Annotated in this window: 16 protein-coding genes and 1 pseudogene; 8 read left to right on the forward strand and 9 right to left on the reverse strand. The window is 72.5% G+C overall.

Features of this window, described 5'->3' with window-relative positions; genetic code table 11:
- Window positions 1–34: 34 nt before the first annotated feature.
- Together ABZ459_RS25335 and ABZ459_RS25340 are read right to left on the reverse strand one after the other, a co-directional pair.
- Window positions 35–1,012, reverse strand: coding sequence for an ROK family protein (locus ABZ459_RS25335; protein ID WP_357974678.1), 978 nt, complete (start codon window positions 1,010–1,012; stop codon window positions 35–37).
- Window positions 1,009–2,190 carry an FIST N-terminal domain-containing protein gene (locus tag ABZ459_RS25340; protein WP_352353142.1) on the reverse strand — a complete coding sequence of 394 codons (1,182 nt, stop codon included), beginning with the start codon at window positions 2,188–2,190 and terminating at the stop codon, window positions 1,009–1,011. The genes ABZ459_RS25335 and ABZ459_RS25340 overlap by 4 nt, the downstream gene beginning before the upstream one ends.
- A gap of 172 nt (window positions 2,191–2,362) precedes the next feature.
- Between ABZ459_RS25340 and ABZ459_RS25345 the strand changes: the two genes are divergently transcribed.
- The 3 genes from ABZ459_RS25345 to ABZ459_RS25355 all read left to right on the forward strand — a co-directional run bounded on the left by ABZ459_RS25345 (window position 2,363) and on the right by ABZ459_RS25355 (window position 6,580).
- Entirely contained in the window at window positions 2,363–3,754 is a 1,392-nt protein-coding gene (locus ABZ459_RS25345) for a sigma 54-interacting transcriptional regulator (protein WP_357974681.1), read from the forward strand.
- A 62-nt stretch (window positions 3,755–3,816) separates the two neighbouring features.
- A complete protein-coding gene (locus tag ABZ459_RS25350; protein ID WP_357974684.1) occupies window positions 3,817–4,575 on the forward strand; it encodes a hypothetical protein in 759 nt (252 codons plus the stop codon).
- Window positions 4,576–4,612: 37 nt separating this feature from the next.
- Window positions 4,613–6,580, forward strand: coding sequence for a hypothetical protein (locus ABZ459_RS25355; RefSeq protein WP_357974915.1), 1,968 nt, complete (start codon window positions 4,613–4,615; stop codon window positions 6,578–6,580).
- A gap of 48 nt (window positions 6,581–6,628) precedes the next feature.
- Here ABZ459_RS25355 and ABZ459_RS25360 read toward each other — a convergent pair whose 3' ends face one another.
- The 3 genes from ABZ459_RS25360 to ABZ459_RS25370 form a co-directional block, all read right to left on the reverse strand.
- Window positions 6,629–6,859: a hypothetical protein gene (locus ABZ459_RS25360; protein WP_357974686.1), complete on the reverse strand. Its 231-nt coding sequence runs from the start codon at window positions 6,857–6,859 to the stop codon at window positions 6,629–6,631.
- Between the two features lie 184 nt (window positions 6,860–7,043).
- The gene (locus ABZ459_RS25365) at window positions 7,044–8,276 is read right to left on the reverse strand and encodes a helix-turn-helix transcriptional regulator (protein ID WP_357974689.1); all 1,233 of its coding nucleotides are present in this window, start codon (window positions 8,274–8,276) and stop codon (window positions 7,044–7,046) included.
- Window positions 8,277–8,578: 302 nt separating this feature from the next.
- Window positions 8,579–9,001, reverse strand: coding sequence for a DUF6292 family protein (locus ABZ459_RS25370; RefSeq protein WP_357974693.1), 423 nt, complete (start codon window positions 8,999–9,001; stop codon window positions 8,579–8,581).
- Window positions 9,002–9,140: 139 nt separating this feature from the next.
- On the opposite strand from ABZ459_RS25370, the gene ABZ459_RS25375 reads away from it, so the two are divergent.
- Both ABZ459_RS25375 and ABZ459_RS25380 read left to right on the forward strand, forming a co-directional pair.
- Entirely contained in the window at window positions 9,141–9,266 is a 126-nt protein-coding gene (locus tag ABZ459_RS25375; RefSeq protein WP_352326121.1) for a hypothetical protein, read from the forward strand.
- 10 nt (window positions 9,267–9,276) lie between these two features.
- The gene (locus ABZ459_RS25380; RefSeq protein WP_357974696.1) at window positions 9,277–9,708 is read left to right on the forward strand and encodes a DUF2269 family protein; all 432 of its coding nucleotides are present in this window, start codon (window positions 9,277–9,279) and stop codon (window positions 9,706–9,708) included.
- Window positions 9,709–9,745: 37 nt separating this feature from the next.
- Here the strand turns inward: ABZ459_RS25380 and ABZ459_RS25385 are convergent, their stop codons facing one another.
- Window positions 9,746–10,885 carry a cystathionine gamma-synthase gene (locus tag ABZ459_RS25385; RefSeq protein WP_357974699.1) on the reverse strand — a complete coding sequence of 380 codons (1,140 nt, stop codon included), beginning with the start codon at window positions 10,883–10,885 and terminating at the stop codon, window positions 9,746–9,748.
- Between the two features lie 133 nt (window positions 10,886–11,018).
- Window positions 11,019–11,219 (reverse strand): hypothetical protein, encoded by a 201-nt coding sequence (locus tag ABZ459_RS25390; protein WP_357974702.1) that lies wholly within the window; start codon window positions 11,217–11,219, stop codon window positions 11,019–11,021.
- 588 nt (window positions 11,220–11,807) lie between these two features.
- Between ABZ459_RS25390 and ABZ459_RS25395 the strand changes: the two are divergent.
- A pseudogene (locus tag ABZ459_RS25395) lies at window positions 11,808–12,074 on the forward strand (histidine kinase dimerization/phosphoacceptor domain-containing protein); the annotation flags it as partial.
- 285 nt (window positions 12,075–12,359) lie between these two features.
- Here the strand turns inward: ABZ459_RS25395 and ABZ459_RS25400 are convergent.
- Window positions 12,360–15,554 carry a BTAD domain-containing putative transcriptional regulator gene (locus tag ABZ459_RS25400; protein WP_357974705.1) on the reverse strand — a complete coding sequence of 1,065 codons (3,195 nt, stop codon included), beginning with the start codon at window positions 15,552–15,554 and terminating at the stop codon, window positions 12,360–12,362.
- A gap of 72 nt (window positions 15,555–15,626) precedes the next feature.
- Between ABZ459_RS25400 and ABZ459_RS25405 the strand changes: the two genes are divergently transcribed.
- Entirely contained in the window at window positions 15,627–16,475 is an 849-nt protein-coding gene (locus ABZ459_RS25405) for an NAD(P)-binding domain-containing protein (protein WP_357974708.1), read from the forward strand.
- Here the strand turns inward: ABZ459_RS25405 and ABZ459_RS25410 are convergent, their stop codons facing one another.
- Complete coding sequence (locus ABZ459_RS25410; RefSeq protein ID WP_357974710.1) at window positions 16,476–17,846, reverse strand: cystathionine beta-synthase; 1,371 nt, start codon at window positions 17,844–17,846, stop codon at window positions 16,476–16,478.
- Window positions 17,847–17,972: 126 nt separating this feature from the next.
- Here ABZ459_RS25410 and ABZ459_RS25415 point away from each other — a divergent pair, with 126 nt between their 5' ends.
- Window positions 17,973–18,956, forward strand: a complete 984-nt coding sequence (locus tag ABZ459_RS25415) for an SGNH/GDSL hydrolase family protein (protein WP_357974713.1) — start codon at window positions 17,973–17,975, stop codon at window positions 18,954–18,956.
- Window positions 18,957–19,011: the final 55 nt, after the last annotated feature.

A 19,011-nucleotide genomic window follows, 5' to 3' on the forward strand; every position in this document is an offset into this window, starting at 1 on the left:
GGCCCGCGCCCGCCCGGCGACCCTCCCGCGAGGGTCAGTCGCGGGAGGAGGTCCAGTAGGCGCCGCCGGCCAGGAGGAGGGCGGCGGCGCCTACCAGGCCGGCCTCCTGTCCGAGGGCGGCGGGCACGACCTTGAGGCGGCGGGCGAAGCCCATGCGGGCGTGGTCCCGCAGCGCCTCCTCCAGGGGGCCGAACAGCGGCTCGCCGGCCTGCGACAGGCCGCCGCCGATCGTCACCAGGTCCAGGTCGCACAGGTGGGTGGCGGAGGCGATCGCGATCCCGAGCGCCCGTCCGGCCCGCCGCATGGCCAGCACGGCCACGGGGTCCCCGGCGAGCGCGTCGGCCGCCAGCGCCCGCCCGGTGACCGCCCGGTCCTCCTGGTACGCCTCCCTGCCCTCGGACGCCTCCAAGGGCTCCGGGCCGCCCGTGGGGGTCCAGCCCTGGGCGAGGGCCCAGGTGGTGAGGGCGGGGCCGCGGGCGACCGCTTCCAGGCAGCCGTGGCCGCCGCAGCCGCAGCGGGGGCCGCCGTCCGGTTCGACCACGACGTGGCCGATGTGGCCGGCGTTGCCCGTGCCGCCGTTGACCAGGCGTCCGTCCAGGATCAGGCCGCCGCCGACGCCGGTGGAGACCACCATGCCCAGCATGTCGGCGCTTCCCTGGCCGGCGCCCTGCCAGTGTTCGGCGATGGCCAGGCAGATGGCGTCGTTGTGGAGGCGTACCGGTAAGCCGGGGAACCGGCCGGACAGCCGGGCGCGCAGCGGGAAGCCGCGCCAGGCGGGGATGTTGAGCGGCGAGACCTCGCCGTCGGGCCAGGTCATGGGCCCTCCGCAGCCCACGCCCACCCCTTCGGCGCGGGCCGACAAGGGGTCGATGAGGGTCGTGAGGGTGTGCCACAGCGTCTCGGCGTCGGCGTTCTGGGGTGTGGCGGCCCGCCGGGAGGTGACCACGGTGCCGTCAGGGGCCACCAGCCCGGCGGCCATCTTGGTGCCGCCGACGTCGATCGCCAGGATCACGACAGCTCCGGCTCCGCGGCGCTGGAGAAGACCAGCACGGAAGCCGTGAGCCCGTGCACGTGGTTGTGGCCGCCGACCGGCCCGACCTCGCCCGCGGCGAAGAAGCCCGCGACGCCGATCGGTCCCAGCGTGTCGCGCAGGGCGACCGGGTCGTGGTCGGCGGTGCCGAACATCGCCGAGCCCCGGCCGTTGCACGAGAACAGCAGCGCGCCGTCGACCTTGCCGAGCTCCTCGCGGTGGGCGTCGAGCAGGTCGTACAGGTCCTCGTCGGCGGTGGCCGCGTCCCTGACCTGGAAGCGCACGGTACGGCCGATCTCCACGATGTCCCCGATGGCCACGGCCTCGCGTTCGGGGTCGATGCCGATGACTCCCCTGATGAGGAAGTCGCCGCGTTCGTGGCGTTCGGCGTACTCGTCCATGGCCACGCCGATCTGCAGGCCGGCGGCGACCAGTTCGCGGTCGTCCTCGTCCAGCTCGCTGACGATGTCCTCCAGCCGGGCCAGCGCGGGCTGACCGGCCAGTTCGAGCAGCAGGTTCTCCTCCGAGGCCGTGACCACCATGCTGGGGCCGATCGGGCGGCAGCCCTGGCTGACCACCGTACTGATCTTGATCGGCCCGCTGAGCAGGACGCCGATCGCGCCCTCGGTGTAGATCTTGCCGTCCGCGAACAGCCGTACGGATCCCCTGCCCTGCAGCCCGTTGGCCAGGCCGCCGATCAGCGGCAGGTCGCCGAGCACGTCGACCGAACGCTCCACGAACGCGTCGGTCGGGAAGGTGTACGGGTCGGCCAGCAGGATCGCCACGTGGTCGTCCCCTGTGCGCTCGGGCAGCCCGACGACCACGAACCGGTCCTCGGCCGCCAGCGTCTCCAGGGCGAACGTGGTGAGCCTGGCCCCCTCCAGGGTGGCCGCCCACGCGCTCACCGCGGGCGTCAGCTCGACCCCCTGCCCGTCGCCGATCACGCCGGTGGCGCTGCATCCGATCACATGCGCCTCGGGCGCCAGCTTCATCGCGGCCTGGCCCGCTCTGGCGACGTCCTCGGGGTCCTCGCCGCAGATGAAGAAGCAGACCAGGTCGGCTTGGCCGCTGAGCCTCGACAGTGCCTGACCGACGGCGCTCTCCGCGGCCTCCACCAGGTCGGAACCCACGGCGAGGCCGTCGGCGAAGCGGCTTGTCATCAAGGCCACGCGTCTCGCCTCCCTCGACATGTGCATGTTCCCTAGGGCCGATTCTCCCCACTAAAGGGACAAGCACGCGTACGAACCGTCACGCAATAGGTCAAGATCCGAAATCTCCGCCAGATGCGAAACTCTCTGCCGCATTTCTCGCGGGGGACGTAGTCTCGATCCCGTGCATCAGCCACGTATTCTCCGCGAGTTGCGGGAGAGCGGCCACGTTCATCGCAGCGTCAAGGCCGAGGTCCGGGAAAACCTGCTGGCCAGGCTGCGGGCCGGTGAGCCCCGGTTCCCCGGCATAGTGGGCTTCGACGACTCCGTCCTGCCACACCTGGAGCGGGCGCTGCTCGCCGGGCACGACCTGGTCCTGCTCGGTGAGCGAGGGCAGGGCAAGACGCGGCTCATCCGCACGATCACCGGCCTGCTCGACGAGTGGACCCCGGTGGTCGAGGGCTGCGAGATCAACGACCATCCGTACGCCCCCGCCTGCACGCGCTGCAAGACCCTGGCGCGCGAGCTGGGCGAGGAGCTGCCGGTGGCGTGGAAGCACCGCGACGAGCGTTACGGCGAGAAGCTCGCCACTCCCGACACCTCCGTCGGCGACCTCATCGGCGACGTCGACCCCATCAAGATCGCAGAGGGGCGCACCCTCGGCGACCCCGAGACCGTCCACTACGGCCTGGTCCCCCGCACCAACCGCGGCGTGTTCTCCGTCAACGAGCTGCCCGACCTGGCCGAGCGCATCCAGGTCTCGCTGCTCAACGTCCTGGAGGAACGTGACATCCAGGTGCGCGGCTACAACCTGCGCCTGCCACTCGACATCCTGCTCATCGCCAGCGCCAACCCCGAGGACTACACCAACAGGGGCCGCATCATCACGCCGCTGAAGGACCGCTTCGGCGCCGAGATCCGCACCCACTACCCGCTCACGGTCGAGGACGAGCTCACGCTCATCCGCCAGGAGTCGGTGCCCGACATCGGGGCCGACGTGCCTGAGCACCTGATCGAGGTGATCGCCAGGTTCACCCGGCTGGTCCGCGAGTCCACGGCCGTCGACGCCCGTTCCGGCGTGTCGGCGCGCTTCTCGATCGCCGCCGCCGAGACCGCCGCGGCCTCCGCGGTGCGCAGGTCCGCGATCAAGGGCGAGGACCAGGCCGTCACGCGCGTCTGCGACCTGGCCTGCGTCGTCCACAGCCTGCGCGGCAAGGTGGAGTTCGAGGTCAGCGAGGAGGGCAGGGAGACCGAGATCCTGGCCCACCTGCTGCGCCGGGCCACGGCCGAGACGTTCAGGAGCAGGCTGGGCGGCATGGACCTGGCCCCGGTGACCGACAAGTTCGCCGAGGGCAATCAGGTGGAGTCCGGCGACATGGTGGCCGCGGCCGAGCTGCTGCACCGGATCGGTCCGGTCAGCGGCCTGGCCAAGATCATGTCCAGGCTCGGCATGGGCGCCGGCGAGGAGTCCCCCGGGCACGCCGCGGCGGCCCTGGAGTTCGCGCTCGAAGGTCTCTACCTGATGCGACGGCTGTCAAAGGAAGACCTCGACGGGGTCACGATCTACAGGACGTGAACAAACGGGCGGTTTCCCGCGTCGTAGTGTTTGGTTGATCACGACTCCGGGGGGAACCGCCCATGCGCCTGCTCATCCATGCCACCGCCGTCGGCCTCGTCCTGGGTGGCCTCGCGCTTCCCGCGCAGGCGGCCCCCGCCAGGACGACCGCCAAGACCGCCTACGGTTACGCCTGGGCCGACGGCAAGGGCAGCCTGCGGATCGTCCCCATGAAGCCGGCCAAGGTGCGGCGCGGCGGCAACGTGCTCTACAGGCTGACCCCGGTCCCGGGGGCCGAAGAGCTGAAGCTCGACTACACCCGCGCCGCCTACAGCCGGGTGACGACGGCGTGCGACCTGAAGGAGACCGAGGGCCGCGTCGCGCTGGACCGCGACGGCCTGGGCCGTACGCCGTGCAAGCCCGCCCAGCTCACCGTCGGGCTCCGGCAGGGCGCGGTCCCGCTGCGGGTCGAGTACGAGGGCGGCAAGGCCGTGAAGGCTCAGGAGTTCCTGCTGAACGCCTGGCCGGAGCCGGTCACCGCGCGCGGCTCGGTCAAGCGGATCGACGACGCGACGGTCCTGTTCAGCACCGGCGGCAAGCAGATCAAGCTGGGCTACACGTACCTGACGTCCTTCTACCGGGCCACCGCCCGCTGCGGCGACCGCTGGGTGTCCGGGAAGCCGGCCGGCGTCGACAAGCGCGGGCTCGGCACGCTGCCCTGCGAGTCGGCCGATCTGACCAAGGCGCTCAAGGGGGCCGGGCGCGCGGTCCAGGTCCAGGTGAGTTATACGCCCGACGCGAACAGCGCGGTCGAGGTGTGGGAAGTGGCCAGGCGTCCGTAGACGGGCGGGGGCGGGTTGGGGTTAGCGTGGAAGCGTGATGGCCTTCCGCTACGGCGAATACCACGACGGCCCCGACCCCCTGGCCCCTCCTTACGACGTACGCGCGGCCCTCGACGAGATGGGCGACGCGATCCTGTCCGGTTCGACGCCGGTCCACGCGCTGCGCGACCTGCTCAAGCGCGGGCTGCCCGGCAGCCAGGACCGGCGGGGGCTCGACGACATGCTCAAGGAGGTCCGCAGGCGGCGCAGGGACCTGCGCGAGCGCGGGCGGCTCGACGGCACCCTCGAACGCGCGCGGGCGCTGCTGGACAAGGCGATCGGGCAGGAGCGGGCCGAGCTGTTCCCCGACCCGTCCGACGACGCGCGGCTGCGCGAGGCGGGGCTCGACGGGCTGCCCGAGGACACCGCGAGCGCCATCCAGGAGCTGAGCACGTACGAGTGGCGTTCCGCGGCGGCCCGCCAGACGTTCGAGGAACTGCGCGACCTGCTGCGGCGCGAGGTGCTCGACAGCCAGTTCAGAGGGCTCCGCGACGCGCTGGCCAACCCCGACCCCGAGGCCATGGCCCGCGTCCGGCAGATGATGTCCGACCTGAACGACATGCTGGACAGGGACACCCGGGGCGAGCACACCCAAGAAGACTTTGACGCCTTTATGGCGAAATATGGCGATTTGTTCCCAGAAACACCCCGGAACCTTGAGGAGCTCGTCGACATCCTGGCCCGGCGGGCCGCCGCCACCCAGCGCATGCTGGCCTCGATGACCCCCCGCCAGCGTGAGGAGCTGTCCAACCTCATCAACCAGACCCTCGACCAGGCCGGCCTGTCCGACCAGATGCGCCGCCTCGGCGAGGCCCTGCACGCCCGCCGTCCCGACCTGGCGTGGAACGCCCCCGAGCGCCTGACCGGCGAGGAGCCCCTGGCCATGGGCGACGCCGTCACCGCCCTGGAGGAGCTGGCCGACCTCACCCAGCTGGAGACCGCCCTGCGCCAGGACTACCCGGGCGCGCGGCTCGACGACATCGACGAGGCCGCCGTACGCCGCGCCCTGGGCCGGGCGGCGGTCGACGACCTGGAGGCGCTCAAGCGCATCGAACGTGAGCTGGAGGAGCAGGGCTACCTGCTGCGCCGCCGCGGCAAGCTGGAGCTGACCCCGAAGGCGGTCCGGCGGCTCGGCGAGACCGCGCTGCGACGCGTGTTCTCCTCCCTCGACGCGGGCCGGCGCGGCGACCACGACCAGCACGACGCGGGCTCGGCCGGCGAGCTCACCGGCTCCACCCGGCCGTGGCGCTTCGGCGACGAGCAGCCGATCGACGTCGTCCGCACGCTGGTCAACGGCGTGCGCAGCGGCGGCGTGGCGACCGCCCCCCAGGACGGTCGGGCCCGGGTGCGGCTGTCCGTCGACGACTTCGAGGTCTCCGAGACCGAACGCCGCAGCGCGGCGGCGGTGTGCCTGCTGGTCGACCTGTCGTACTCGATGGCCCTGCGCGGCACGTGGGCCGCGGCCAAGCAGACGGCGCTGGCCCTCCAGGCGCTGGTGGCCTCCAAGTTCCCGCAGGACGCCGTGCAGATCATCGGCTTCTCCAACTACGCCAGGGTCCTGCAGCCCGACGAGCTGGCCGGCCTCGACTGGGACATGGTCCAGGGCACCAACCTCCACCACGCCCTTCTGATCGCCGGCCGCCATCTCGACCGTCACCCCGACTTCGAGCCGGTGGTGCTGGTGGTCACCGACGGCGAGCCGACCGCCCACCTCATGCGCAACGGCAGGTCGGCCTTCGAGTGGCCGCCGTCGCACGAGACGCTGGAGCTGACGCTGGCCGAGGTGGACAAGATGACGCGACGGCGGGCGACGATCAACGTCTTCATGCTGGCGGCCGACGACCGGCTGAAGGAGTTCGTGGACGAGGTGGCCCGCAGGAACGGCGGCCGGGTGTTCTCACCGAGCGCGGACCGGCTCGGCGAATACGTCGTCAGCGACTTCCTCCGCCTCCGCCGCTCCCGCTGACCGGAGGGAATGCCTTCGCTCATCGGCATTCCCTCCGGCGCTGGAGGCTCACTCCGCCGTACGGCTGAACGCTCGGAGACGACGGGCGGCCGTCGTCTCGATCCTGGTCTCCTCGGCCAGGTTCTCGGACAGCTCGTCCAGCGTCGCTCCACAGCGGACGTTAGACAGCACGCTTCCGCGGGGAACCGGGCTCCTGCGGACGGCCACCCAGCCTCCGGTCACGTCATGGATGTGCCAGCCGGGGTTGCCGGCCCGCACCAGCCGCACGCTCACGGCCACGGTCCCGCCACCGCTGGACGGGCCGTGGCACAGGCGGACAGCCGCACCGGCACCCGGCCCTGGGGCGTCGGACGGGCCCTCAAGCACCCCGATTTCCCGGGGTTCAGTACGTCGTCATGTCGCGGCACGTGACCGAAACTACGGACGTCACCGGAAGGAAAGTCACACGCTGTGTGCGACTTCTCTAGGGGGTCGTCCGCCGGATGCGTCGCGCCAGCGATCGCAGCGGCTCCGGAACGCGCGTATGCGCTCGCAGCAGCCCAGTGACCGTTTCGCGGGCCATCGGGTGGTACGCCGTGTGCTGCGGGGACAGCCGCTCCGCGCGCCTGAGCGAGTCGAGGGCACGATCCGGCCTGCCGGCCATGAGCTGGAGCCGGGCGAGATCGATGTAGTGGTGCGAAGACCTCTCGGGTGGGAGGGATCGGGGCGGCGTGAAGCCCTCGTTCCGCCGCAGCGCCTCGTCGGGGTCCTCCAGCTCGATGGCGGCCGCTATCTCGTGGATGCGCACGTTTCCGGGCCCGAAGGCGAGGCCGTGGTGGTTGGTGTCGCGGCCGATGCGCGAGGCGTACTCGCGCGCCGCCGCCAGGTGTTCCCACGCCTCCGTCCCTCGTGGGCGCAGCCGGGCGGACAGGATGGCGGACCTCAGGTGCATCGAGCCCAGGACGGCCAGCCCCGGTTCGCTGTCCGAGACCAGGTGGTCGAACTCCTGGTGGGCGCGTTCGAGGAAGGTGAGTCCTGTGCGGTAGGCCGCCGAGCCGAAGAACACCTGGGCCCGCTCCTCGGCGACGTAGGCGAGCAGTTCCGGTATGCCGGTCTCGCGCGCGGCCTGCGCCGCACGATCCACGGCGACGGAGACGAGATCGACGTATCCGAGGCGATAGGCGACGGACTTGGCGGCCACGAAGGCGTACATCATCATCTCGGCCACGGTCCGGCGCTTCGTGCCCTCACTGCCGTGCAGGACGGCGGACAGTTCCTCGATCAGGCCCGGTAGCACCCGGCCGAGTTCTGCATAGTCGATCCTGTCGAGCAGGACGCCGACCCTGCGAACGTCATCGGCCATCGCGTCGAGCGCTCTGGGCTCCACAGCGAGCTCAGGCGGGACGTCCCAGTGGTTGAGTGCGATGCGGACGGCGGGAATGCCGGCGTGCGCCCGGTCGGCCGGTGCGGTGGAGCCCCGGTAGGGCTGTCCGGTGAGTTCGGTGACGCCGATGCGCAACGCCCTGGCCACGGCGGCGATGAACCAGGGGGTCGCGGGCTTGCTTCCTCGCTCAACCCGGGACACCAGGCTCTTGGAGCAGGGCACGAGCAGGGCCAGGCCGTCCTGTGTCAACCCGGCCAGCTTCCTGGCCTCGGCGATCCGGGGGCCGATGCCGGCGTCGTCCAGGATCAGGATGTTCGTACCGGCGGAGCTCATGGGAGTCCCCTTCCCGGGAAGCCGGCTGCTGCCTCTTGGCTCAGGGTAAGAGGTGGCCGTCCGAGAGGGAGCCGGTTCGGCGGGACGATGCGCCGGAAGGGCGAGAGGGCCGCGCTGTGCGGGGCCGTGACACCTCGTGCCCGGCGGGATGGGCGGGGGTACCGGGGGCGGCAGCCACCGGCGCGGGGGTTCGGGGGAGCTCGGCTCCCTCGAGGAAGCAGAGCCCGGAGCCCTTCAGCGCGCAGCGCCCCCAGGGCGGAGGCCCTTGCCTTTGAGGCTTTGGGGCTTGTCCTGGGGGTCTGTCAGGCTTCGATCAGGCGGGCGTAGAAGTCGAGGGCCACGTCGAACCCGTCGCGGCAGTTGCGGTGCGACCGGTAACAGGGCCGCCAGGCCGAGCTGGCCCCCACCCCCGCCCGCGCGTCCCCCAGCGCCTGCGGCACGCGCTCCGGCCGGGGCAGCAGCCCGTGGCCCAGGTAGCGGACGCCGGTCAGCTCGGTGTGCGCGCCCGCCCCACCGGAGACGAAGCGGCCGAGCCGCCAGCCGCTCTCCTCGTCCCACACCAGCGCGTGGCCGTCGGCCAGCTTGACCGTGGCGTGACGCGGATCGCAGGGGCCCTCCCACCAGTCGGCCACCTCGGCTCCGAGCAGGTCGACGACGCGCTCCACATAGCCCGCCGGCTGCTGCAGCCACTCGTCGGTGTACGGCTCGACATGCCTGATGGCCACGGACGGCACCCCCTTGTGCCCTGAAGGTAAGAAAAAAGCGACGGTGACCAACCATACCCGTGGCGAACTTATTCCGTTGCACGTCCGTCTAGTCATTACGGACGATATTTACGTCCACCACGGGGAAGGAGGGGAGCCCATGATTGCCACGATCCTGCTGATCACCCTGATGGCCGTCGCGGTGGCGGCCACGGAGCTCATCATGCGTTGCTCCTCGCAGGTTAAAGAGAGTGTCGAGCCGCCGACCGAGATCGTCGGGGACTAGTCTCAGGCGCATGTCCCTGCTTCTCTGGCTGCACATCGGTTTCGCCATCTTCACGATCGGCCCGCTGACCGCCGCGACGATGGCGGCTCCGCGGGCCATCCGCAACAAGAACGTGCCCGTGCTGCGGAACATCCAGCGCACGACGAGGATCTACAGCCTCGCCAGCCTGGGTGTGCTGGTGTTCGGCGTGGCCCTGGGCATCGCCGTCGGGAACGGCGTGCTCGGCCTGTGGTACATGACGGCGTCGATGACGCTGTTCATCGTGGCGATCGTGTTGCTGGTCATCATCGACCGCGACCTGCGCACCGCCCTCCGCGCGCTCGAAAGCGAGAACGCGGAGGACGACGCGAAGGTGCAGACCGGCCGGATCGCCGCGATCAGCGGCCTGCTGGCCGTGATCTGGCTGGTGATCCTCTTCCTGATGGTGGTCCCGACGCCTTGACGGTGGTCCCGACCGCCTTGACGATTGTCCCGGTGCCCTAGCCGAGGGCCTGGGTGAGGTCGGCGAGCAGGTCGTCGATCGTCTCGATGCCGACCGACAGGCGCACCAGGTCGCTCGGCACCTCCAGGGGCGAGCCCGCCGCGGAGGCGTGCGTCATCCTGCCCGGGTGCTCGATGAGCGACTCGACGCCGCCCAGCGACTCGCCGAGCGTGAACAGCTTGGCCCGGTTGCACACCTCCACGGCCTCGGCCTCGCCGCCCGCGACGCGGAAGGACACCATGCCGCCGAAGCGCCGCATCTGCTTGGCGGCGACCTCGTGGCCGGAGTGCTCGGCCAGGCCCGGGTAGAGCACCTGGGTCACGCCCGGGTGCGCGAGCAGCAGGTCGACGACGCGTTCGGCGTTGTCGCAGTGGCGGTCCATGCGCACGCCGAGGGTCTTGAGCCCGCGCAGCGTCAGCCAGGCGTCGAACGGGCCGGCCACCGCGCCCATCGCGTTCTGGTGGTAGGTCAGCTCGTCGCCGAGGCCCTTGTCCCGCGCGATCAGCGCGCCGCCGACCACGTCGGAGTGGCCGCCGACGTACTTGGTGGTGGAGTGGACGACCACGTCGGCCCCGAGCGCCAGGGGCTGCTGCAGGTACGGCGAGGCGAAGGTGTTGTCCACGACCAGCAGCGCGCCGTTCTCGTGGGCCAGCTGCGCCAGGGCGGCGATGTCGGCGATGCCGAGCAGCGGGTTGGTGGGCGTCTCGACCCACACGATCTTCGTCTTCTGCGTCATGGCCGCCGCCACCGCGTCGAGGTCGTGCAGCGGGACCGGGTCGTAGTGCAGGCCCCAGCGCTCGTGCACCTTGGCGAACAGCCGGTACGTGCCCCCGTACGCGTCGTTGGGGATGATCACGTGATCCTGCGGCCTGCACACCGTGCGCAGCAGGGTGTCCTCGGCGGCCAGGCCCGAGGCGAAGGCCAGCCCGCGCGCGCCGCCCTCCACGGCGGCCAGCGCCTCTTCCAGCGCCGTCCTCGTGGGGTTGGCCGAGCGGCTGTACTCATATCCCGAACGCAGGCCGCCCACGCCGTCCTGCTTGTAGGTGGACGTGGCGTAGATCGGCGGCACGACCGCGCCGGTCAGCGGGTCGGGCTCCTGACCTGCGTGGATCGCCAGGGTCTCAAAACCGTTGGTCATAGGCCCCACGTTAACGGAAAGCGGCCCGCGATCCGTTCCCCAGCGGATCGCGGGCCGGTGGCGGGACCGTCCCCCGACGGCGCCCGCCCGGACCCGCGCGGCCATGCCCGCGCGGGCCACGTTTCTCGAAGGCTCAGGCCGCCCGGGGCTCGCGGGCCGTCGCGACCGTCGCGGCCGGGGCGGTGAGCCGTACGACCTCCACGTCGATGTGGCGGCCGCTGGCGCCCTCCGCGTCCTCACCGTTGATGCGCGAGAGCAGCACGGGGTCGGCCAGCGCGAGCAGCGCCGTGACGACCAGTCCCAACCCCAGCAGAACGAACCCGATGACAACCATGTCCTGTCCCCCTTCCGATGTGTTCCAGCATCGCCGAGGGGCCGTCACCGCCGCCTCCGCTGAAGGGCTGGTCCGGCGGCGACCGGGTCGGCCGATCGGTTGATACGAGTTGTCCGACTTCCGGCCTACTCTCGTGACGTGGGGGATTCGAAAGGCGTCGTGTACTGGGTCCGGCGGCTGAGCGAGATCGCGATGCTCGGCTGGCTCGGTCTGATGCTGATGCTCGACCTGGTCATCGCCGTCGGCACCGGGGGGCTGCAGTGGTTCGTGCCGTTCTGCGGCGCGGCCGGGATCGCGGCGGTCGTCCTGCGCCGCCGCCACCGGCTTGAGGGCTTCTGCGCGCTGCTGGGGCTGTCCTTCGCCGTGTCGCTGGTCATCGGGTCGGTCGACGCGCCGGGCGTGCCCGGCATGGCCGAGACGGGGTCGCTGCTGATCCTCCTCATCGGCGTGCTGCGGCACGTGGAGCCGGTACGGCGGGCGGCGGTGCTGTCACTCGTGGGGCTGGTCGTGCTGATGGCCGAGTCGGCCGGGCGCGACTACCGCACGGCGGGGCTGGCGTTCGCGTTCCTGCTGTTCGCGGGGTGGTCGATGGCCGTGGGCATCGGCGGCTACCTGCGGTTCCAGCAGGAACGCCGGACCGAGGCGGTGCACTCCGTACGCCGGGCCGAACGCCTCGAACTGGCCAGGGAGCTGCACGACCTCGTCGCCCACCACATCACCGGCATCGTCGTCCAGGCCCAGGCCGCGCGTACGGTCGCCGAGAACAAGCCCGAGGCCGTGCTGCCCGCGCTCGACGCGATCGCCTCGGCCGGGTCGGAGGCGCTGACCTCGATGCGGCGCATGGTCACCGTCCTGCGCACCGAGGACGAGGCCGACCGCAGGCCCGGCACGACGCTGGCCGACCTGCGGCTCCTGACCGAGCGCTTCTCGGTCGAGGGGCCGAAGGTGGCGTTCGAGATCGGGTCGGGCATCGACGACCGGACGCTGCCGCCCGAGGTGATGACGACGCTGCACCGGGTCCTGCTGGAGTCGCTCACCAACGTGCGCAAGCACGCCACCCGGGCCGCGTGGGTGGAGGCCGACCTGCGGCGGTACGAGCGGGTGGTCGTGCTGCGGGTGCGGAACTTCGGCTCGTTCGCGTCAGATCCGCGGGTGTCCCGGCTGGGCGGCGGGTTCGGGCTGGTCGGCATGGCCGAGCGGGTGGAGGCGCTGGGCGGCAGGCTCTACGCGGGCCCGTCCCCCGAGGGCCCCTGGGAAGTGATCGCCGAGTTCCCGCTCCCCTGACCCGGCCGACCGATCGGCCGTGACCTCGCCGGGTTCCCGCTCCCCCGCGGCGAAGGACCGGGCGAACTCCGTCTCGCCCAGTTCGGTGCGCAGGCGGGCGGTGATCCGGTCCACGTCATGGCGTTCGCCGGCGGGAAGGGGCGCGCCGACGGCTCGCCGGAGCGCCGAGGCCCGTCCCAGCTTCCGCGCCGCCTCCGCCCGCTGCTCGTCGCGGCCCGCGATCGACAAGGCGCCCGCCAGGCCCTCCAGGGCCAGCGCGACGGCCCTCGGGTCGCCCGTCGCGCGGGCGCTGGCGTACCCCTCGCGCTGGCGGGCCAGCGCCGTCCCGGCGTCGCCGCGCTGCTCGGCCACGAACCCCCACTCGGCCATGACGAACGCCGTCCCGGGCGTCCCCCGGACCTGCCGCAGCCAGTCGAGCGCGGACAGCAGGTACGACTCCGCCTCCTCGTACCGCCCCTGCCTGCGGGCGCTCATGGCCAGGCCGAGCAGCGCGTTCTCCTCAGCCGACCGGTACGACTGCGCCACCGCCAGCCGCCTGGCCCGCCCGTGGTAGTCGTCGGACCGCTCGTAGTCGCCCGTGAGCAGCGCGAGCCGGCCGAGCGCGGCCAGCTTGAACGACACGTCGAACCCCAGCCCCTCGGCCAGCCGCAGCGCCTCGTGCCGCAGCCGGGCCGCCCGCTCGTAGTCGCCGCGGATCTCGGCCAGCCGGTCGAGGACGTCCATGGCCTCGACCTGCCCCCACTCGTCCCCCAGCGCCCGGAAGAGGGCCAGGCCGCGCTCGCCGTCGCGTTCCATCGCCGCGAGGTCGCCGCGGCCCACCGCGAGCTTGGCCCGCAGGCACAGCGCCGCCGCCACCCCCCACCGGTCCCCCAGCTCCTCGTACGCCGCCAGCGCCCGCCCCACCGCGTCCCGGTGCGCCGCGTGGTCGCCGTACGCCCAGCGGACGTAGCTGAGGAACCAGTCGGCCAGCGCGGCCCCCGCACGGTCGAGCGCGGCCCGGCGTACCGGCGGGGTGGGCTCGCCGAGCAGCAGCCCGATGCCGGCCAGCCACACCGAGGCCAGGGCGGCGGCGCTGTCCTCGCCGCCCGCCGCCAGCGCCGCCTCGATCGACCTGCGGGCCTCGCGCAGCCTGCCGCGCAGGATCCAGTACCAGGCGAGCGCGTTGGCCAGGCGCAGGGGCTCCGGTCCTGACAGGGCCAGCCGCAGGTTGGCACTCTCGGCGTCCAGCCGGTCCAGCCACTCGTGCTGGCGCGGGCCGCGCAGCTCGGCGCGGGCGGCCAGGTCGGTGTAGTAGCGGGCGTGCCGCTCCCGCAGCAGGTCGTGCTCGCCGGCCTCGCGCAGCCGTTCGAGGCAGTAGGCGGTCACCGACTCCAGCAGCCGGTAGCGGGGGCCCAGGGGGCCGCGCGCCACGGCGACCAGCGACCGGTCCACGAGCCTGGCCAGCACGTCGAGCACGTCCACGCCGGGCTCGGCGCAGACCGCCTCGGCGGCCTCCAGGGTGCAGCCGTCGGCGTGCGCGGCCAGCCGCCGCAGCACCGCGCGTTCCCCGGCGGACAGCAGCTCCCAGCTCCAGTCGATGGTGGCCCGCAGCGTGCGCTGCCGGGCCGGCGCGTCCCGCATCCCGGCGCTGAGCAGCCTGAACCGGTCGTCCAGCCGGGCGGCCAGCTCCTGTACGCCGAGCGCGCGCACCCGCGTCGCCGCCAGCTCCAGGGCCAGCGGGATGCCGTCGAGCCGCCGGCAGATGACGGCCACGGTGGGGCCGGGCTCGACCTCCGCGCGGGCCGCGAAGAGCCGTACGGCGTCGGCCTCGGCCAGCGGGTGGACGACCCGGACCCGTTCGCCTGACACGCCCAGCGGCTCCTGGCTGGTGGCCAGCACGCGCAGGCCGGGCGCGGCCCGTAGCAGCGCCGAGACGAGCCCCGCGACCTGCTCGACCAGATGCTCGCAGTTGTCCAGGACCAGCAGCGCGCTCCGGCCTGCCAGCACCCCGGCCAGCCTGGGCGCCAGCGGCACGGAGTCGTCGTCGCGCACGCCCAGCACGGCCGCCACCGCCTCGGCCACGTCGGCGCCCCCGGCCCCGGCCAGCTCCACCAGCCACACCCCATCGGCGAACCCGCCCTGCCGCGGCTCGGCGGAGCCCTCGGGGAAGGCCAGGCGGCGGGCTGCGTCGAGGGCGAGGCGGGTCTTGCCCACGCCGCCCGGCCCGGTCAGGGTCACCAGCCGCGAGTCCGCCAGCAGGGCGGCGACCTCGGCGAGGTCGGCGTCGCGGCCGACCAGCGGGGTGAGCGGCGCGGGCAGGTTGGTGAGCGGTCCGGGGTCGGCGGCGGGCGGCTGGGCGGCCAGCGAGGGGTCGTGGCGCAGGATGGCCCGGTGCAGCGCGGCCAGCTCGGGCGAGGGGTCGAGCCCCAGCTCCTCGGCCAGCCTGACGCGCAGCTCCTCGTAGCCGGCCAGCGCCTCGCTCTGCCGGCCGCCCCGGTACAGGGCCTTCATGTGCGAGGCGCGCAGCCGTTCGCGCAGGGGGTGCCGGGTGACCAGGTCGGCGAGGTCGACGTCGTGGCCGAGCGCGAGGCGTACCTCGGCCTGCTCCTCCAGGGCCGACAGGCGCAGCTCGGCCAGCAGGGTGATCTCGGGACGGGCGAACCCCTCGTCGGCGAAGTCGGCGTAGGCCGCGCCCCGCCACAGGGCGAGCGCCTGGTCCAGCTCGCGGGCGCGCTCACGCGGGGCGGCGCCGCGGCGTCCCACGAGCGCGCGGAACCGGACGGCGTCGCAGTCGTGCGCGGCCAGCCGGTAGCCGGCCGGGCCGTGGACGACCATGGCGGGGTCGCCGAGCGCGCGGCGGAGCTGGGAGACGCGGGCCTGGAGGGTGCCGAGCGGGTTGCGGGTGGGCCGGTCGCCCCACAGGTCGTCGATCAGCCGGTCGGCGGAGACCGGTCCGCCGCCGGCCGCCAGCAGGGCGGCGAGGAGCGCGCGGACCTTGGGCTCGGCGACGTGGATCTCCTCGCCGCCGTCCGTCCAGACGGCCAGCGGGCCGAGCACCCCGAATCGCACCATGCACAGACTAACCCGTAGCCGGTCATAAGGATTTCCGTAGGGCGGTGCCGCAGGCTCCCTGTCATGACTCAGGTGACAGTTGTGGGACTCGGCCCGATGGGGTCGAAGATGGCCGAGACGTTCCTCGGCGCGGGTTTCGACGTGGCCGTGTGGAACCGTACGGCGAGCAAGACCGAACCGCTGGTCGCCCGCGGAGCCCGGCGCGCGGCCTCGGCCGCGGACGGCGACCTGCTGGTGCTCAGCCAGATCGGCTACCAGGCGATGTACGACAGCCTCGGCGAGGCCGGGCTCGACGGGAAGGTGCTGGTCAACCTCAGCTCGGGCACCCCGGAGGAGCTGCGCGCGGCGGCCCGCTGGGTGGCTGGACGGGGCGGCACGCTCATCACCGCCGGGATCATGGTCCCGCCGCCGGGCATCGGGCAGCCGGGGGCGTACTCCTTCTACAGCGGCCCGAAGGACGTGCTCGACCGGCACACGGCGACGCTGAGGGCCCTCGGCGACGTCATCCACGTCGGCGCGGACGAGGGCCTGGCGATGATGTACTACCAGTCGCTGCTGCTGATCTTCTGGTCGAGCCTGACCAGCCAGATGCACGCCATGGCGATGCTGAGCACGGCCGGGGTCTCCCCGCTGGAGTTCCTGCCGTACGTGCGGGAGACCTTCACCCAGCTCGGCGGCGACGGCGTGATGGGGTTCGCGAAGATCCTGGCCGAGGCGTTCGCCGCCGGGAGCTACCCCGGCGAGCAGAACTCGCTGCACATGCAGGCCGTGGGCCTCGGCCACGTCGTGCACGCGCTGGCCGAGGCCGGCGTGGAAACCACGGTGCCGAACGCGCTGAAGGAGCTGTTCGAGCGCGCCGACGCCGAGGGACGCGGGCACGAGGGCCTCGGCACCGTGATCGAATCGATAAGGAGACCCTGATCAGTGGTTGGCGAGGAAGGCGAGCAGGTCCTGCCGGGTGAGCAGCCCGGCGGGCTTGCCGTCCTCCAGGACGACGGCCGCGTCGGCCTTCTCCAGCGCCTCGACCGCGCGCGCGACGGGTTCACCGCTGCCGATCGTGGGTAGCGGCGCCGACATGTGGTCGGAGATCGGGTCGTCTGAGGCGAGCCTGCCGTGGTAGAGGGCCTCCAGGAGGTCGCGCTCGACGATGGAGCCGACCACTTCGGCCGCCATGACCGGCGGCTCCTCCTTCATGACCGGAAGCTGGGACACCGAGTACTCGCGCATGATCGAGATGGCCGTGCCGACCGACTCGTGCGGGTGGGCGTGCACGAACTCCGGCAGGCCCGGCCCCTTGCGCGCCAGCACGTCGCCGACCAGGCCCTCGTCGGAGCTGGTGGTCAGGAAGCCGTAGTCGGCCATCCAGTCGTCGTTGAAGATCTTCGACAGGTAGCCGCGGCCGCCGTCGGGCAGCAGCACGACCACCACGTCGTCGGGCCCCGCCTTGGCCGCCACCTGCAGCGCCGCCACCACGGCCATGCCGCACGAGCCGCCGACCAGCAGCCCCTCCTCGCGGGCCAGGCGGCGGGTCATGTTGAAGGAGTCCTTGTCGGACACCGCGATGATCTCGTCGCAGATCCCGGTGTCGTACGTGGCCGGCCAGATGTCCTCGCCCACGCCCTCCACCAGGTAGGGACGGCCGGAGCCGCCGGAGTACACCGAGCCCTCGGGGTCGGCCCCGATGATCTTCACCCGGCCCTCCGAGACCTCCCGGAGGTAGCGGCCGGTGCCGCTGATCGTGCCGCCGGTGCCGATGCCCGCCACGAAGTGCGTGATGCGGCCGTCGGTCTGCTCCCACAGCTCGGGACCGGTCGAGTGGTAGTGGGAGTCGGGGTTGTTGACGTTGGAGTACTGGTCGGGCTTCCAGGCGTTGGGGATCTCGCGGGCCAGCCGGTCGGAGACCGAGTAGTAGGACTCCGGGTGGTCGGGCGAGACGGCGGTCGGGCAGACCACGACCTCGGCCCCGTACGCGCGCAGCACCGCGATCTTGTCCTGGGCCACCTTGTCGGGCACCACGAACAGGCACCGGTAGCCCTTCTGCTGGGCCACGATGGCCAGGCCCACGCCGGTGTTGCCGGACGTCGGCTCGACGATGACGCCACCCGGCCGCAGCGCGCCGGAAGCCTCGGCGGCCTCGATCATGCGCAGCGCGATGCGGTCCTTGACCGAGCCGCCCGGATTGAAATATTCGACCTTGGCCAGCACCTGGGCGGAGATCCCCGCCGTGACCTTGTGCAGGCGGACCAGCGGAGTGTTCCCCATGAGATCGACCAGGGAATCGTAAACGCGCACCGAGGTGTTCACCTTCTTTGCCGAAGCTTGATCAGCTTGCCCGAGGCCGAGATCCAGTGGGGGTGGCAGGCCCTCGGCTAGTTTTCAAGCAAACGCTACCGCCGAGTTCGACCGGGAGGACACTACGTGGTCTGGGCAGCAGGCATGGCACGCGCGGCCAGGCGGATCGCGATGGCGGCGGCGCTCGGAGGTGGCGGGCTCACGGCTCTGGGAGCCACGGCGTACGGCCTGCTGATCGCCGAGGGACTGCTCGCGCGCAAGGCCATCGGCCGCCCCCACGGTCTGGACGGACCGCCCTCCGACGGCGTCTACGGCGATTTCCGCGGCAGACCCCTCAAGATGGTCATGCTCGGCGATTCCACCTCGGTGGGCCTGGGCATGACCGATCCCAGCCACACCCCCGCCGTCCTGCTGGCCAACGGCGTGGCGGCGGTGGCCGAGCGGCCGGTGCACCTGCTCGTGGCGGGCAAGTCGGGCGCCCCCTCGGCCGAGCTGCCCGAGCAGGTGGACGCCGCCCTCGCCATGCGCCCGGACGTGGCGGTCATCTTCGTGGGGGCCAACGACATCATCACCCAGACGCCGCCGGCCGTGGCGGTGCGCCATCTGGCCAAGGCGGTGCGGCGGCTGCGCGAGGCGGGCGTCGAGGTGGTCGTCGGCACCTGCCCCGACCTCGGTACGGTCCGGCCCATCGCCCAGCCGCTGCGCTGGGTGACCCGGCGCTGGAGCCGTCAGCTCGCGGCGGCCCAGACCGTCGCCGTGGTCGACGCGGGCGGCCGTACGGTGGCGTTCGCCGACGTCCTGGGGCCGGAATTCGATACAAACCCGGCAGAAATGTTCGGACCGGATCGTTTCCATCCATCTGACCGAGGTTACGCGCAGGCCGCTTACGCGGTGCTACCGTCGGTGTGCGCTGCGTTGGGGCTGTGGCCTGAGCCGCGGCCCGCGCGGGGCGAAGGACTGCAACCGATCTACCTTGCGGCGGCAACGGCCGCGGAGGAGCCCGGCACCGAGGTCACCGCGACCCGGGTCGACGGGCGGGCGACGGGGCTCCACGGCAAGTGGGCCACGCTGTTCCGCCGGCGGCTCGGCGAGACGCCAACCGACGCCTGAGCGCGCCCGGCGGGCGGCTCGACGATCCCACCGACGCGTGATCGTGCGCGCCGGG

It is taken from the genome of Nonomuraea sp. NPDC005692 (genome assembly GCF_040631115.1).
GTDB lineage: Bacteria > Actinomycetota > Actinomycetes > Streptosporangiales > Streptosporangiaceae > Nonomuraea.